The following is a 16,693-nucleotide window of genomic DNA, read 5'->3' on the forward strand; positions in this document are numbered from 1 at the left end:
AGTGGCTTAAATCTATCGCACCAGAGCAAAGTGCCCCCTTATCTCCGGGGTCTGGTCGTCAATTTTTATAATATACCAGTAATCGGTAGCCGGTAGCGGGTAGCCGTCTACAGTACCATCCCAGCGCGGGTTGGTGCGGTTTAGCTGCACAATAAGTTTGCCATAGCGGTCCATAATAAGTACCTCGGCACGCGGCAGGGCGCTCATGCCGGCAATGGTAAACACATCGTTTATATTATCGCCGTTAGGCGAAACAACCTTGGGTATAAGGTAAATAACAAAACGGTCGCTATCTACCCCACAGCCCAAAACAGAACGTGCATAGCCCGTATACTGTCCGGCAGGCAGGTTTGCAAACGTGGGCGATGCATAATAGTTTACACCATCTATCGAAAACTCAAAATTTTCAATATCAGTATTTACCATCATTATCGTAGCCGAATTATTGGTAAATGCAATATTAGCAATCTGCGGGGCATTTACCATCTCTACGGTAAAGGTTTGTATATCGCTACAGCCATTGGCATTGGTCATTTCCACCTCATAATCGCCGGGCTGGGTAACAGTAATGGTTTCGGTTGTTTCACCGGTATTCCAAAGATAAGTAAGCCCCGAAATACCTGCATTCAGGCTAAGTGTTGTACCTTCACAAAACTCCATCTCAATATTTTGAGATACTACCGGCACAGCATAAGACACCAGCACTACCTCCTCACGCGCTGTAGATGTACACCCGTTATTTACAACCTCCGCATAAACCGATGTTAGTCCGGCTGTATTTACAAACGATGGATTAGAACCTGATGCAAAAGCAGTACCTCCTGTTGGCGCATCATACCAGTATACCTGCCCGGCCGATGGAATACCCTGCAATGCAAACGGTTCGTTATCGCAGGCAGTTACGGGAGTAGTAACTGTAACGGTAGGTATTGCCGTAACGTTAGCCACAACTGCCGTGCGGGGTGCGGTGGCACAGGTTTCATCATAAGCCGAAACATAGTAGGTAGTTGGCGCGCCAATAGACGGCGTGGCAAAACTGTTACCCGTTGCAAGCACAGTGCCTCCGGTGGCATTTTCATACCAATGTGGTGTGCCTGCACTTACAGTAGCTAATAGTGTTACACTGCCCTCGCCGCAGGCCGTAACCGGGGTGGTGGCAGTAACGGTTGCCATGGCAATGGTAGTACTGCCCGATATTTGCAGCTCAGGATCGCCGGGCATACCGCCAAATTCTACAATATAACCCTGGGCTGCATAAGGGCCTGAGCCATCACCTTCGTTAGAAAGGTCGTTCCAGGAGCCGGGTATGCCAAGGCCCGGTGCGGTTATGTGTGCATAATCTTCATTGCCACCAGAGTTGTTAGGCTCTCCATTGTTCCAGTTGGCATAATTAGGGGTTGAGCCATTTGCGGCGCCATTCCAAAAAATAACACCTGCTTCGGGCCCTGTCATCCAGCGCCAAACACCCTCAGTTTGAGAGTCTGAACCGCCTATCCAGCCGTTACCGTTTGACTGTTCGCCACACAGCTGTGCTTCTTCTGCCGAAAGCAAGGTAGCAAGGTAGCCCTGCAGGCCGTAATAGTTGCTGTTTTCAGCTGCTGTTTTAGAAGCCGACCAGCTTATGTTATACTGGGGTACAAATTTGTAATAGTGCCCGGTTGAAGGCAGGTAGTTTGCCTCGCCCACCGTTATAGAAAACGTGCGCGTGCCCGTAGGGTTTGGGGCTGTAGAGGTATACACCACATTATTAACCGCATCTATAAGCGTAGCATAGGGCACTTCCTGCCCGCCAACGCCCGATATGGTTAGCTTGCCTGCCGTGGCATTCCAGCTCGCGGTAACGTTAGGTATTGTAGTAGCCAGGCTCAGCTGGTCCTGCCACGACACATATCCTGAAGATATCTGGATATAAATGGCATTAGTGCCGGTATCGTCGGGGTCGGTTATGTTAAAGCTCTGCACAATATTCATAGGCGAACCCGGGCAATACAGCTGGTCGCCCCCGGCGGTCACTACCGGTGGCTGGTCTGCCTGGGCGAAAACGTTTGCCGAAAATAAAAGTGTAATGGCGTATAAAGCGTAATAAAACGATATAGTTTTCTTCATGCGGTAAAAATAAAAAAATAGTAGGTTAATTTTCAGCGTATTGTAATTTTCTGAAAATATCCCACACTACTATGCCCGCACTTACCGAAATGTTGAGGGAATGTTTAGTGCCCAGCTGCGGAATTTCAATACAGCCATCGGCCAGGGCTACGGCTTCTTCGCTTACCCCTTTTACCTCATTGCCAAACACTAAGGCATATTTTTTACCGGTTTGGGGCTCAAAATCCTGCAAAAACACAGCGTTTTCAACCTGCTCTATGGCCAGCACGGTTACCCCCTGTTGTTGTAGTGTTGTAAGGGTGGTTAAAACGTCTTTTTCATACTCCCATGCCACCGTATCAGTAGCGCCAAGGGCCGTTTTGTGTATTTCTTTGTTGGGCGGGGTGGCCGTTATGCCGCACAAATATATTTTTTCTACCAGAAAAGCATCTGCCGTGCGAAATACCGAACCAATATTGTGCAGGCTCCTTATATCATCAAGAACAATAATAACAGGCGTTTTTTGGGCTTCTTTAAAGCCTTCCACACTCTTGCGGTCCAGTTCGCTATTGGCCAGTTTTCTCATAGGGTTTTATTTATATCAGGGTGTAAAAGTAAGGCAATAGATTGTTAAGGGCAATAAAAAACCGCGGCCGGGAAGTGGCAGCGGTTTAAAAACCAAAGCTGAATAGTTGTGTTTTATTGCAGCTTCTTAAAATCACCTTATGAGCCACAAACATACAACAGGCATTTTAGCCTGTATGTATTTTGAGGTTAACGGGTTAAAAACAAAGGTTAATAACTGTGTATAAGTTGGCATGCCCTGAGTTTTACCGTTGCATATTTTTTTGATAAATTCGCTCCTTAGTCATTTTAAAACCCACAGCCTTGGCAACCAAAGAGAAAGCCCCTAAAGAAACCCCGTTAATGAAGCAATACAACGCCATTAAGGTTAAATATCCTGATGCGTGCCTGCTTTTCCGTGTGGGCGATTTTTATGAAACCTTTGGCCAGGATGCCATAAGGGCGGCCGGTATATTGGGCATTACCCTTACCAAGCGCGGCAACGGCAGCGAAAGCGAAACAGCGCTGGCGGGTTTCCCGCACCACTCGCTTAACACCTACCTGCCCAAGCTGGTAAAGGCGGGGCTGCGTGTAGCAATATGCGACCAGCTGGAAGACCCTAAAATGACCAAAACCATTGTAAAGCGCGGTGTTACAGAGCTGGTTACCCCCGGCGTGGCCATGAATGATGAAGTACTTCACAGCAAGCAGAACAACTTTTTGGCCTCAGTATATTTTGGCAGGAAAACCATAGGCATTTCATTTCTTGATGTGTCTACCGGCGAATTCCTTTGTGCACAGGGCAATGAAGATTATATAGACAAACTGCTGCAAAACTTCAGCCCCAGCGAGGTACTGGTTGCCAAAAACGAAAAAAGTACCTTCAGGGAAGCTTTTGGCGAAGACCACCACACCTTCTTTCTTGAAGACTGGGTATATAAAGAAGACTATGCCTTTGAAAGCCTTACAGCACACTTTGGCACCAACTCGCTTAAAGGTTTTGGTGTAGAAGAATTACAGGAGGGTATTATTGCCAGCGGCGCGGTGTTATACTACCTGGGCGAAACCCAGCACAACCGTGTGCAGCACATAACCAGCATTCAGCGTATTGCCGAAGACGCCTATGTTTGGATGGATCGTTTTACCATTCGCAACCTCGAATTATACCACAGCACCAACCAAAATGCCGTTACCCTGCTCGATGTTATAGACCGCACGCTGAGCCCCATGGGCAGCCGCCTGTTGAAACGCTGGCTGGCACTTCCGTTAAAGGATGCCAATAAAGTGCGTGCCCGCCATGAAGTGGTGGCCTACCTTAAAGACAATAACAGCATTTTAGCCCGCATACAAACCCAGATTAAGCAAATAAGCGACCTGGAGCGCCTGATAAGCAAGGTAGCTACAGGCAAAATTTCGCCCCGCGAAGTGGTGTATTTAAAAGAATCGCTTGATGCTATTGTACCCATAAAACAGCTTGCGCTGGAAAGCGACAACGAAGCCCTAAAGGCCATTGGCGACAGCCTGCATGCCTGCGAACTGCTTCGCGAGAAGATTAAAAACACCCTGAATCCCGAAGCGCCTGTTGCCATAAACAAGGGCAATGCCATTGCTACCGGTGTACACCCTGAGCTTGACGAGCTGCGCAGCATTGCCTACAGTGGTAAGGAATACCTTGAGGGTATTGAACAGCGCGAAAGCCAGGCTACGGGCATTACATCGCTTAAAATATCATTCAACAATGTGTTTGGGTACTATATAGAGGTACGCAACACGCACAAAGATAAGGTTCCGGCTGAGTGGATACGTAAGCAGACTTTGGTTAACGCCGAACGCTACATTACCGAGGAACTTAAGGAATATGAATCGAAAATTTTAGGTGCCGAAGAAAAAATACACGCCCTGGAAACCCAGCTGTTTGACCAGCTTGTGGTGTGGATAAGTACCTACATTAAACCCGTGCAGCTCAACGCCGGGCTTGTAGCCCAAATGGACTGCCTTACCGGGTTTGCACAGCTGGCCATAGAAAACAAATACGTTCAGCCGCTTATAGACGACAGCTTTGAGCTGGAAATTAAAGAAGGCCGCCACCCGGTTATTGAAAAACAGCTACCGGTAGGCACACCCTACATAACCAACGATGTGTATCTTGACCGTGCTGCCCAGCAAATCATCATGATTACGGGCCCGAATATGTCGGGTAAATCGGCCATACTCCGCCAAACGGCTCTTATTGTGTTGCTGGCGCAAATGGGCAGCTTTGTACCCGCCGAAAGCGTGCGTATGGGCATTGTAGACAAGATTTTTACCCGCGTGGGCGCGAGCGACAACATCTCTATGGGCGAATCGACCTTTATGGTTGAGATGAACGAAACCGCCAGCATCCTGAACAACCTGAGCGACCGCAGCCTTATCCTTCTTGACGAAATAGGCCGCGGCACCAGTACATACGACGGTATTTCAATCGCCTGGGCCATTGCCGAGTTTTTGCACGAACATCCTTCACAGCCTAAAACGCTGTTTGCCACACACTACCACGAACTTAACGAAATGCAGGATATTTTTGAGCGCATCCAGAATTTCAACGTAAGTGTAAAGGAACTGAAAGACAACGTACTGTTTATCCGTAAGCTGGTAAAAGGCGGCAGTGCACACAGCTTTGGTATACACGTAGCCAAAATGGCCGGCATGCCGCAAACGGTAATACAAAAAGCGCAAAAGCTGCTTAAAAAATTAGAAAAAGACCACAGCGGTGAAGCCCTTGCCAACGTTAAGGCACAGGCCAAAGACGAACTGCAACTGTCGTTCTTTAACCTTGACGACCCACTACTGGAAGAAATAAAAGAAGAAATTGTAAACCTTGACATAAACACCCTTACGCCCGTTGAAGCCCTCATGAAGCTAAACGAGATTAAGAGGATGTTGGTTAAGTAAAAGCTTCTTAGCTACTGAGCCGCTTAGCTACTAAGCAAAAAAAACGGATAGTTATATTATAATATGACTATCCGTTTTTTTCTGAAAGCTGACCGCTAATCGCTGAAAGCTTAGTGCTCTTTACGCTTAAGCACCCCACCCGCAGTTTCTTTAATAGACTGGCTAAATACAAATGCCTTGGGGTCTATTTCATGCAGGGCGGCCTTTAAGCGGCGCACTTCAAGGCGAGTTACTACAGTGTAAATAATATCTACATCGGCGCTTACTTCAAAGCTGTCTTTCATAAAACCGCGTTCGCCTTTATAAATGGTAATGCCTTTTTCCATTTCAAGCACCAGGTAGCGCTTAATTTCCTCACTTTTAGATGATATAATGGTCATTCCCGTAAACTCCTGTATACCGTCTACCACATAGGCAATAGTGCGCGATGCAACAAAGTAGGTAAGCATACTGTAAAACGCTTTTTCAAGCCCAAAGAACGCCGAAGCAATAAGGAATATAACAAGGTTCAGCCCCAGGATAATCTCGCTCATAGTGAAGCCTACGCGCTTACCGGTGTACACCGCCAGTACCTCAATACCATCGAGCGCACAGCCGCCACGCATACCAAAACCTACACCCAGGCCAATGAAAAACCCTCCAAATGCCGAGATAATAAGCTTGTCATGTGTAAGCTCCGGCACATCAAGCCAGCGCAGGCACACCCCCAGTAGCACAATGGCAATAAGCGATTTAAAGAAAAACTTTTTGCCCACCAGCTTATACCCTAACGCCACAAGCGGCAGGTTGAGCAATACTATAACTATATCTATATCAAAATGGTATTTTTCGTGCAGCAGGATAGAAAGGCCGGTTATACCACCGTCAAAAAAGTGGTTGGGCATCAGCAGGCCCTTAAGTGCAAAATTTATGGAAAGTATGCCCAGTATTAGATATACATAATCAGTAAGTGTATCTTTAATATGCAGCTTGTTGATTATTGCGTTCATTTATTGGTTGGTTAATTTTTGTATTATGGTATTCAGGTTTTCTTGTTTTTTAGCCTCGCGCCAGGCTTTGGCATTTGCAGTAAAATAATGGTGGCTTTCAAAAAAGCGCACCTGCATCTGATTCCAGGCGGCTTCGCTATCTACCACTCCCATATTTTTAAGTTCCTCAAAAAGACTGTTTGATATAGGCTGAAAATCATCACGCCCCAGGTAATCAAGGTCGGCATCAGCCAGTATTTCCTCCAGTGGTGTATGCGGAATTTGCGGAATTTTAGTAGCGCGAATCATGCCACAAATGGCATCTATCCGGCTTTGGCTGTAGCCAAAACCCGGCAGGTATTCTTTCGCAAAACCACACGAAATTTCCTCATGCCCCTGTGCCTGCACCATAAACCCCGAATCGTGAAACAACGCCGCTGTTTGAAGCAGTATAGCGTCATCTCCGGTTATGTTTGCGGCTTCAATATGGCGGCAAACCGCATTATACACATCTTTAATGTGATTAATGCTATGATAGGTTAAATGTTTGGGCAGTTCTTCTTCCTGCTTTTGCAGGATAAACTGCTTAGCCCCGTTTATATCCATCAGTTTATTTTGGGTTCTACAAAATACATTTTTATGTGGCCTTTGCCCTTGGCATCAATCTCGCCGCGGTATTCGGTATTAAAATCATCCTTTACCAGGTCATAGGTGCTCTGGCTAATGTTTATTTTACCACCCTCGCCATTGCTCTCCATACGGCTGGCAATGTTTACGGCATCACCCCACACATCATAGGCAAATTTTTTAATGCCCACAATACCGGCCACAACTTCGCCTGTGTTTATACCCGTGCGCATTTCAAAATACACGCGGCCCTGCGCGCTGCGTTCGGCTTTATAATTTTCGATAAAGTTACGCATTTCTATGGCAGCATGCACAGCATTTGTGGCATGGTCTGCATTACCCGCCGGCAGCCCGCTAACCGCCATGTAGCTGTCGCCAATGGTTTTTATCTTTTCTATATTGTGTCTGGTAATAATTTCATCAAATGCCTTAAAGCAGTAGTTAAGCTCACGCAGCAGTTCTTCGGGGCTAAATTTTTCCGACAGCTTTGTAAAACCCACAAAATCAGTAAAAATTATCGACACATGGTCATAGTACTTAGCACCTGCCTCGCCTTTTGTCTTTAGCTCTTCTGCCACTTCCGCCGGGAGTATATTTAGCAACAGGTCGTCACTGCGTTTTTTCTCAGCGGCAATAATACGGTTATCCTTTCGCTTTCGCGAATAAGCCACACCCGCACCAAGGCTAATAAACACCAAAACCCCCACCCCGGCATAAGCATAATTGCGGTTGGTTTGTTCGTGCTCAAGGGCTGCTTTCTGGCTGGTTTTTAAAACAGCTTCTTTCTTGCCGTATTCATACTGTGCCTGCTTGGTTATAAGCGTTTGACGGGTAGATATATCTACAGCGCTGTCTTTATATATGGCAGATTCTTTATAGGCACTCAGCGCCTGCTTCTCGTTTCCGGCCAACTCATAAGCCATAGATAATTGCCCGCCTATTGAGCAGGCCATAATATAATCCTGCACTTTTTTATAAAACACTATCGATTTTTCCAACAACGTAATACCTTCGTTTAAAAGCGCCTTGTTGTTGTCAATTTTCGATACTGCAAGGCACGCAGCACCTACATAAGCTTCGCATTCAGCTACAGGCTTGGCTATTTTACGTTCTTTGGCTATACTAAGCCCCTGCCTGTGGTAGTTAAGCGATCTGTTATAGTCACCCAGGCTATAGCATGCCGCACCCGCCGTGGTTAGTGCGTCATAGCGCTTTTCATAAAAGGCCAGACCAGCCGCCTTATCATACACTGCAAGGGCTTTGGAGATATTGCCTTCGTTGGCATAAGCACTTGCCTTATTAAGCATAAGGTCAATTTTAGTAAGGTTGCTGTTGTTACAGTTTTTAAGCTTATCAGTAAACTCAGCCGATTTTATAGTATCTTTTTTTGTTTTATAATAATCAGCAAGGTAACTATACAAGCTACAGGTATTAATGTAGTTGTATTTTCCGGTATTGGCTTTTTTGAGCAGATCATAGGTATATTCTAATGCTTTTTGGTCATTGCCTAAAATAGCATATAACTGCACCTGGATGCCTTTTGTAATCACCACATATTTTTCGAGCTTATGTTTTTGTGCTATTTCCAGCATCGTGTTGCTCAGGTCTGCCGCCTCGGTAAGCTTATACTTTGACACATAATACATGCCGAGCAACTGGGCAGACATGCAGTAATCAGTATACCGCTTGTGCTTTTTGTATAGCTCTGCCGATTGTGTATAGTAATCAACCGCCTTTTTATAATTGGTATCCTGGTAGTTAAACCCTAACATGCGGCCTGAAAATGCCGCTACCATCCAGTTGCCTGCTTTTTTAGCCGCATTATAGGCTAATAGCAGGTATTCGCGTTCTTTTTGCTCATCATAAAGCCGTTGTATTTCGGCATATACAAGATAATCGCCTCCTTTACCATTGTATAACTTTATAGATTTTGAAGCTTTTAAAGCCTGCCGGGTATACTTATCTGCGTCATCCTGCTTTTTAGTCAGCAGTCCCATCTTGGCCAGCTTAACATAGGCATCCATCTTTAAAGAGTCTGTTTTTACAGATGGCAGTTTCTTTAATATTGAGTCGGTCTTTTTTTGATAATACCGGTTTTCCTGGCTGAAACACGGATTATAAAACAGCAGAAAGACAAAGGGCAGGAGTAATTTTTTAAGCATTGGTTAGTTGGCAATATATCTCAACCGTAAACATAAAAAAATCCCGGCAATATGCCGGGATTTCCTGTTATTTATTTTAAAACTTATTTCAGTTTACGGGTAACTTCAACTTCATGGTAGGCTTCAATAACATCATACTCCTGTATGTCGTTATAGTTTTTAATCTGCATACCACAGTCATAACCTTTAGAGACTTCTTTAACGTCGTCTTTAAAGCGTTTAAGGGTAGCAAGTTCTCCGGTGTAAATTACCACACCTTCGCGGATAAGCCTGATCTTACTGTTACGGAACACCTTACCATCTGTAATCATACAGCCGGCAATAGAGCCCACTTTAGAAATCTTGAATACCTCACGAATTTCGGCTGTACCGGTAATTTCTTCTTTAAGTTCAGGGCTAAGCATGCCTTCCATTGCGTCTTTAAGGTCGTCAATAGCATCATAGATAATAGAGTAATGCCTGATATCTATCTCTTCCCTGTCGGCAAGCTGTTTAGCCGCCGGCATTGGCCTTACGTTAAAGCCTATGATAATCGCATCAGAAGCCGAAGCAAGAAGCACATCAGATTCGGTAATAGCACCTACACCTTTGTGGATGATCTTGATTTCGATTTCCTCGGTAGACAGTTTAGAGAATGAGTCGGCAAGCGCCTCAACCGAACCGTCCACGTCACCTTTAATAATAACGTTAAGCTCCTTAAACTGGCCAAGGGCAATACGCCTGCCCAGCTCGGCAAGGGTAGTATGCTTCTTGGTACGGGCACTTTGCTCACGTATAAGCTGCGTACGCTTGGCCGCAATTTGCTTGGCTTCGCGCTCGTCTTCATATACAGTAAACTTATCACCCGCTGTTGGTGCACCGTCAAGGCCTAATATAGATATTGGCGTACTTGGCCCGGCCACTTTAACGTTGTGCCCGCGTTCATCGTGCATTGCCTTAATCTTACCATGGTTTTTACCGGCAAGTACATAATCGCCCACGCGAAGTGTACCGCCCTGTACAAGCACTGTAGATACATAGCCGCGTCCTTTATCAAGAAACGCTTCTACCACAGCACCCACAGCCGCCTTATCAGGGTTAGCCTTAAGGTCTAATATTTCGGCTTCAAGCAATACTTTTTCAAGTAGTTCTTTAACACCTATACCCTGTTTTGCAGATATATCGTGTGATTGGTATTTACCACCCCAGTCTTCTACAAGTAGGTTCATACCGGCAAGTTTTTCCTTAATTTTTTCAGGGTTTGCCGTTGGCTTATCAATTTTGTTGATAGCAAAAATCATTGGCACCCCTGCAGCCTGGGCGTGGGCAATTGCTTCTTTTGTTTGTGGCATGATATCGTCGTCAGCCGCAATTACAATAATAGCAATATCCGTTACCTGGGCACCACGCGCACGCATGGCGGTAAACGCCTCGTGGCCTGGTGTATCAAGGAAAGTTATTTTCTGGCCGTTATCAAGGGTAACACCATAAGCACCTATGTGCTGGGTTATACCACCTGATTCGCCTGCAATTACATTTTCTTTACGGATGTAGTCAAGAAGCGATGTTTTACCGTGGTCTACGTGGCCCATTACAGTAACAATAGGCGCACGGTGTGTAAGGTCTTCCTCGCGGTCTTCTACCACCTCCATGTTTTCCTCAATGTCGGTAGTAATAAATTCAACTTCATAGCCAAATTCATCTGCTACAATACTAAGGGTTTCGGCATCAAGCCTCTGGTTCATGGTTACCATTATACCCAGAGACATACAGGTACCAATAACTTTGGTAATAGGCACATCCATCATGGTAGCAATTTCGCCCACGGTTACAAATTCTGTAACCTTAAGTACTTTGCTTCCTTCCTCTGCCATACGCTGCTCTTCGTCACTACGCTGGCGGTGTGTGTCACGCTTATCACGGCGGTATTTAGAGGCTTTGCTCTTATTACCCTTGCCCTGAAGTTTTTCAAGCGTTTCACGAATTTGGTTTTTAACCTCCTCATCGGTAGGCTCTACCTTATTTACAACAGCCTGGTTACGGTTGTTGCCCGGCCCACCTGGGCGGTTGTTAAACCCACCAGGGCGGTTATTGCCCGGCCCACCAGGACGGTTGTTACCCGGCCCGCCTGGGCGGTTGTTGTTACCCGGCCCACCAGGACGGTTACCACCCTGCTGGTTGCCACCTTGTTGCGCACCAGGCTGACCCGGTTTAGGCGCAATACGGTTTCGTTTAGGCTTGTTGGCATTATTATTCTGGCCACCGGCTGCGTTGCCGCCCTGCTGGTTGCCACCCGGCCTGTTATTATTATTTCCGCGGAAATCTTCTTTTTTCTTCTTAGGCTTTTCAAACTGAGACAAGTCAATTTTCTGGCCTGTAAAAGTAGCACCGGTAAGTTTTTGATATTGTGTTTCAATTTTATCATCACCCGGTGCAGCAGGTGTTTCTGCCGCCTGTGGTTGTGCAGGTGCCTGCGGCTGCTGTGGCTGTGCCGGTGCAGGGGCCGCTTTTGGTGCTTCCTCTGCCTTTGGTGCGGCCGGTTGCTGCGGCTCAGGCTGTTCTGCTACAGGTTTAGGAGTTTCCTTTACCTCTGCTTTTGGAGCTGCCGCTGCTTCAGGAGCTGCCGGTTTCTCTGGCTGTGGTGCAGGTGCTGCTTCCTGCTGTGGTTTAGCAGGTGCAGGTGCGTCTGAAGAAGCGGGTTGTTGTGCCGGCTTTTTAGGCGCGTTAAGGTCTATCTTGCCCACGGCTACAGGCCCACTTACGTTAGCCCTTGCCCTGATAACCTCCTGCCTTTGCCTTTCTTCTTCCTGCTTCCTTTTTTCCTCCAGCTCCTTCTCCCTTTCAAGCCTTAGCGCTTCTTTCTCCTTGTTTTTCTCCTCGGTTACTTTTAACGATGCGGCTTTTTTTCCTTTGTCAGCAGAAAATTGGTTAAATAGGGCATTATACTCCTCGTTGGATATCTTGGCATTTGGGCTTGCCTCAATAACATGGCCGCTGTCTTTTAAAAAGTCAACCGCCCTGTCCAGCGAAATGTTTAATTCCCTGAGAACTTTGTTTATTCTTATTACTCTTTCTTCAGACATAAATTTTTATTACAATTATCTTCTATTGTTGTGTTGTACCGGTTGTTGGTTAGTTGTGGTTAGTCTTCAAACTCCTCCTTAAGAACCCTCATTACCTCACGGATGGTTTCTTCTTCAAGGTCGGTCCTCCTCACAAGGTCTGCAACATCCTGGCTCAGCACACTCCTGGCGGTGTCAAGGCCTATTTTTGCAAACTCGTCTATAATCCACTGTTCAATTTCGTCAGAGAACTCGGTTAGCTCAACGTCTTCATCTTCGGCAGCATTACCCTCACGTATAACATCAAGCTCATAACCCGTCAATAACCCTGCCAGCTTAATATTGTGCCCGCCGCGGCCTATGGCCTTGCTTACTTCTTCAAGCTTAAGGAACACATCTGCCCTGTTAGCGCTCTCGTCTATTTTTATAGATGAAACCTTAGCCGGGCTAAGCGCACGCGATATATAAAGTTGCGTGTTTGTAGTATAGTTTATAACGTCTATGTTTTCATTGCCCAGTTCGCGCACAATACCATGAATCCTCGAGCCCTTCATACCCACACAGGCACCTACAGGGTCTATCCTGTCATCATAGCTGTCTACGGCTACTTTTGCTTTTTCGCCCGGAATGCGCACTACTTTTTTAACGGTAATAAGGCCATCAAAAACTTCCGGTATTTCCTGTTCAAACAGTTTTTCAAGGAATTTTTCTGATGTACGGCTCATTATAATTTGTGGCTTATTGCCCTTAAGCTCCACATTTTCTATAATACCCCTTACGTTATCACCTTTACGGAAAAAGTCTGACGGGATTTGTTTTTCTTTTGGCAAAACAATCTCATTCCCTTCATCATCCACCAAAATTACAGCTTTTGGCCTTACGTGGTGCACTTCTGCCGTATAAATATCACCAATAATGTCTTTAAATTGTTTATAAAGGTTGGTGTTATCGTGTTCGTGTATCTTAGAAATCAGGTTTTGGCGTAGCGCAAGTATAGCCCTGCGGCCCAGCTGGATAAGCTTTACCTCTTCCGAAACATCTTCTCCCACTTCAAAGTCAGGCTCTATCTTGCGGGCTTCGCTAAGCGATATTTCAGAGTTAGGGTCTTCCACCTCACCATCAGCCACCACCACGCGGTTTCTCCATATCTCCATGTCGCCTTTATCCGGGTTTATGATAATATCAAAATTATCATCACTGCCATATTTCTTTTTCAGCGCGTTCCTGAACACATCTTCAAGTATAGACATAAGGGTAACCCTGTCTATAAGCTTATCATCCTTAAACTCTGAAAACGAATCTATTAATGCCAGATTTTCCATGCCAACTTTTTATAAATTTAAAATTTTATTACAACAACTGCTTCTTTAATATCCGCAAAGGGCACTTCTGCCTTTTTGTTTACGGTTTCTTTTCCTTTACCTATTTTTTTAGGTTCGCGGGCCGTCCACTCCAGTATTGCCGCCCCGGGGGTAGCACCTGTAAGCTCTGCCTCTATCACTTCGCCTGCCGTGGTGGTTACCTTAAGGGTGCGCCCCACGTTTTTTGCATACTGCCTGGGCAGCAGCAAAGGGCTTGCCGCACCGCCCGAAGCCACTTCAAGCGAAAAATCTTCTTCCTCCCTGTCAAGGTTGTGCTCTATAGCACGGCTTACATCAATACAGTCCTGAAGCGTAACACCATTATCACCATCTATAATTACAGTAATTTTGTTTGAGGTGTTAATATCAAGGCTTATTAAAAAAAGCTCAGGGCGTTCATTAAGGGCCTGCTCAAGCAGCTCAGCCACTTTTTGTTTAAATGCCATATTTGTATAAAAAGAGGGGGCACCTGCCCCCTCATTATTTAGTTTTTAGTAAATAACTGTGCAAATATAGTAATATTTTTTATAACTTGAAAATCATTACATAATGTGAAAATTAATTTATACTTTTAGGCGATTAAATTCAGCCAAATTTGTTAAAACTTACACAAACTATGAAAAAAATTCTAGTCCCTACCGACTTTTCAGATTATGCAGAATATGCCCTTAAGGTAGCTGCACAAATTGCAAAGGAAAATAATGGCGAAATAGTACTGGTACACCTGCTTGAAGTGCCGGGCCAGGAAAGCGATGCCGTTACTGACGGTGCCGACATACCTGAAATTATGTTCTTTATGAAAAAAGCACACGAGCTTTTTGAAGATACAAAATCTGCCGACTATCTTGAAGGAATACCTGTAGAAGAAGTTATTCAGTTTGACAGGGCTTTTGAAGGCATTGTAAAAACTGCAAAAAAACACGAGGTAGACCTTATTGTTATGGGTTCTCACGGTGCAAGCGGCTTCCAGGAAATGTTTATTGGCAGCAATACTGAGAAAGTTGTAAGAACATCAGATGTACCTGTACTGGTTATCAAGAAAAACGAAGGCGGCTTTAACCCGGCTAACTTTGTATTTGCTTCTAACTTTACTGACGAGATTAAAAAGCCTTTTGCACAAGCCGTTGATTTTGCAAACAGCTTTAATGCAAAACTGCACCTTGTTTACGTAAATACACCAAACAACTTTAAAAGCACACACGCAGCGCAAAAGCTAATTGCTGATTTTGCAGCAGGCTTTACCATTACAAACGGCTACACCTCTAATATATATAACGACACCGATGTTGAAAAAGGCGTACTGCACTTTGCCAACAGCATTAATGCCGACCTTATAGGCATTTGTACACACGGCAGGAGCGGCCTTGCTCACTTTTTTAACGGCAGCATAAGCGAAGACCTTGTTAACCATTCAGTAAGGCCTGTAGTTACTTTCAGGATATAACTCTACACAAGGCTCATAAAACAATAATGCCCCGCAAATTTTGCGGGGCATTTATTTTTATCTTAAACCTGTCAAATTAGTTTTTTACAAACTTAAATGTTTTGGTTTGTACACCTTTGTCTACTTTAATCATATAAACACCGTTAGCATAAGCCGATGTGTTTATAGTAAGATCTGAATCAGTGCTCACTTTAACCGTATTTACAACCTGGCCCAGGCTATTAAATATCGTTAAGCTATCAGGCAGCTCGCCATCAACACCCGAAACAGTTACCACAGTTTGTGCCGGGTTAGGATAAAGGTAGATATTCTTCATGCCAAAACCATCTATAGCACCCACCGGGGCCTGGCAACCATCTGAAGTTTTCAAAGAAACACGCCTTGTAGCATTATTTAACACTGCAACCATGCGGTCTTTCTGATCTTCTGTAAACACATTCATACAAGCATCGTTAGTATACTCCATGTAGTTTTCAATCATGTCTACACCCGGCGCAGACGGGCATGAATCTACAAAAGAGCATGTATAATTATAACCAGAAGTTGCAGGGGTATCTGGACAATAGTCGTTATTTGAATCTGCAGCATTTACAGAGCAAGAACCACTATCGCCACTTACGTGCAACAACCCAAGGTAGTGACCCACCTCATGCGTTGCAGTACGCCCATATATATACATATTTTGTGTATCATATTGTCCCTGAGCATAGATTGCCTTAGAACCAAAATACCTGTAACCTATTACAACGCCGTCTGTATTTGAAGAACCATTATTAGCAGGCAGGCCTGAAACACCACTGTTATTAGGAAACTGTGCATAACCAAGCAGGCCCGACTGGTTACCAAAGTTTAATACCCAGATATTTAAATACTTTTGAGGGTTCCAGATAGTAACAGGCTTAACATTATCATCTATATTCTCAATCATCTCATCAGGATTTGAACTACCCCAAGATGCCTCACCAAGGTTTACCCTGTCTACACCGTTTGTAGGGTTACCCTGAGGATCTCTTTGCGCAAGGCAAAACTCAATTTCAGTATCAGCCCCTACAATATTTTCATTCCATCCCGGTGTATTTACCATCCTGCGGTAATCCTGGTTAAGCACAGTAATTTGAGAAAGCACCTGCTCATAAGCAATGTTTTCATTACTACCTTCGGCATCTCCGTTATGAATAACGTGCACCACAACAGGAATAGTAATTACCTCATTAGTACTGTTGGCAGATTTTTGCAGCCTTTTTTGCTTTTGCTGTTTAACCTTCGGCGCAAGCCAGGCCTCAAACTCCTCGCGAGACTCCATGCCATATTTTTCCCGAAGGTGGTGCTCATATTCACTGCTCGCACACCTTATAAGCCCATTTTCAGGGTTTACACTCGCAGTCTTTCCAAATATTTTTGGAAGCTCCTGGGCATTAGAAGACCAGGCACCAGCTGTGAGGAGCAGCGTTACAAAAATAGAATTAGTAAATTTTTTCATTCTTTGGGTTAATAGTATAATAGAAAATTG

11 protein-coding genes are annotated in these 16,693 nt (G+C 45.0%); 2 read left to right on the forward strand and 9 right to left on the reverse strand.

Annotation, left to right across the window (positions count from 1 at the left end; all coding sequences use genetic code 11):
- Positions 1-12: 12 nt before the first annotated feature.
- Positions 13-2,106, reverse strand: coding sequence for an Ig-like domain-containing protein (locus tag AM279_RS11570; RefSeq protein WP_054408196.1), 2,094 nt, complete (start codon positions 2,104-2,106; stop codon positions 13-15).
- Positions 2,107-2,131: 25 nt separating this feature from the next.
- Positions 2,132-2,671 (reverse strand): TrmH family RNA methyltransferase, encoded by a 540-nt coding sequence (locus tag AM279_RS11575; RefSeq protein ID WP_054408197.1) that lies wholly within the window; start codon positions 2,669-2,671, stop codon positions 2,132-2,134.
- Between the two features lie 302 nt (positions 2,672-2,973).
- On the opposite strand from AM279_RS11575, the gene mutS reads away from it, so the two are divergent.
- The gene (gene mutS / locus AM279_RS11580) at positions 2,974-5,580 is read left to right on the forward strand and encodes a DNA mismatch repair protein MutS (protein ID WP_054408198.1); all 2,607 of its coding nucleotides are present in this window, start codon (positions 2,974-2,976) and stop codon (positions 5,578-5,580) included.
- A gap of 110 nt (positions 5,581-5,690) precedes the next feature.
- Here mutS and AM279_RS11585 read toward each other — a convergent pair whose 3' ends face one another.
- The 6 genes from AM279_RS11585 to rimP form a co-directional block, all read right to left on the reverse strand.
- Positions 5,691-6,569, reverse strand: coding sequence for a YitT family protein (locus AM279_RS11585; RefSeq protein WP_074961341.1), 879 nt, complete (start codon positions 6,567-6,569; stop codon positions 5,691-5,693).
- Positions 6,570-7,154 (reverse strand): HD domain-containing protein, encoded by a 585-nt coding sequence (locus AM279_RS11590; RefSeq protein WP_054408199.1) that lies wholly within the window; start codon positions 7,152-7,154, stop codon positions 6,570-6,572.
- Entirely contained in the window at positions 7,154-9,337 is a 2,184-nt protein-coding gene (locus tag AM279_RS11595) for an adenylate/guanylate cyclase domain-containing protein (RefSeq protein WP_054408200.1), read from the reverse strand. The genes AM279_RS11590 and AM279_RS11595 overlap by 1 nt, the downstream gene beginning before the upstream one ends.
- 83 nt (positions 9,338-9,420) lie before the next feature.
- Entirely contained in the window at positions 9,421-12,399 is a 2,979-nt protein-coding gene (infB, locus tag AM279_RS11600; protein ID WP_054408201.1) for a translation initiation factor IF-2, read from the reverse strand.
- Between the two features lie 59 nt (positions 12,400-12,458).
- A complete protein-coding gene (gene nusA, locus AM279_RS11605; RefSeq protein WP_054408202.1) occupies positions 12,459-13,700 on the reverse strand; it encodes a transcription termination factor NusA in 1,242 nt (413 codons plus the stop codon).
- Positions 13,701-13,717: 17 nt separating this feature from the next.
- On the reverse strand, positions 13,718-14,185 hold the full coding sequence (gene rimP / locus AM279_RS11610; RefSeq protein WP_054408203.1) for a ribosome assembly cofactor RimP: 468 nt from the start codon (positions 14,183-14,185) through the stop codon (positions 13,718-13,720).
- A 170-nt stretch (positions 14,186-14,355) separates the two neighbouring features.
- On the opposite strand from rimP, the gene AM279_RS11615 reads away from it, so the two are divergent.
- Positions 14,356-15,183: a universal stress protein gene (locus AM279_RS11615; RefSeq protein ID WP_054408204.1), complete on the forward strand. Its 828-nt coding sequence runs from the start codon at positions 14,356-14,358 to the stop codon at positions 15,181-15,183.
- Between the two features lie 76 nt (positions 15,184-15,259).
- Here AM279_RS11615 and AM279_RS11620 read toward each other — a convergent pair whose 3' ends face one another.
- Positions 15,260-16,663 (reverse strand): M43 family zinc metalloprotease, encoded by a 1,404-nt coding sequence (locus AM279_RS11620; protein WP_054408205.1) that lies wholly within the window; start codon positions 16,661-16,663, stop codon positions 15,260-15,262.
- Between the last annotated feature and the right edge of the window lie 30 nt (positions 16,664-16,693).

The sequence above is a fragment of the Flavobacterium akiainvivens genome, assembly GCF_001278115.1.
GTDB lineage: Bacteria > Bacteroidota > Bacteroidia > Flavobacteriales > Flavobacteriaceae > Flavobacterium > Flavobacterium akiainvivens.

Excerpts from the sequence above, each read along its gene's own strand:
- AM279_RS11570 (WP_054408196.1), bottom strand. The coding sequence starts at position 2,106 with ATGAAGAAAACTATATCGTTTTATTACGCTTTATACGCCATTACACTT.
- AM279_RS11575 (WP_054408197.1), bottom strand. The coding sequence starts at position 2,671 with ATGAGAAAACTGGCCAATAGCGAACTGGACCGCAAGAGTGTGGAAGGC.
- AM279_RS11585 (WP_074961341.1), bottom strand. The coding sequence starts at position 6,569 with ATGAACGCAATAATCAACAAGCTGCATATTAAAGATACACTTACTGAT.
- AM279_RS11590 (WP_054408199.1), bottom strand. The coding sequence starts at position 7,154 with ATGGATATAAACGGGGCTAAGCAGTTTATCCTGCAAAAGCAGGAAGAA.
- AM279_RS11595 (WP_054408200.1), bottom strand. The coding sequence starts at position 9,337 with ATGCTTAAAAAATTACTCCTGCCCTTTGTCTTTCTGCTGTTTTATAAT.
- infB (WP_054408201.1), bottom strand. The coding sequence starts at position 12,399 with ATGTCTGAAGAAAGAGTAATAAGAATAAACAAAGTTCTCAGGGAATTA.
- nusA (WP_054408202.1), bottom strand. The coding sequence starts at position 13,700 with ATGGAAAATCTGGCATTAATAGATTCGTTTTCAGAGTTTAAGGATGAT.
- rimP (WP_054408203.1), bottom strand. The coding sequence starts at position 14,185 with ATGGCATTTAAACAAAAAGTGGCTGAGCTGCTTGAGCAGGCCCTTAAT.
- AM279_RS11615 (WP_054408204.1), top strand. The coding sequence starts at position 14,356 with ATGAAAAAAATTCTAGTCCCTACCGACTTTTCAGATTATGCAGAATAT.
- AM279_RS11620 (WP_054408205.1), bottom strand. The coding sequence starts at position 16,663 with ATGAAAAAATTTACTAATTCTATTTTTGTAACGCTGCTCCTCACAGCT.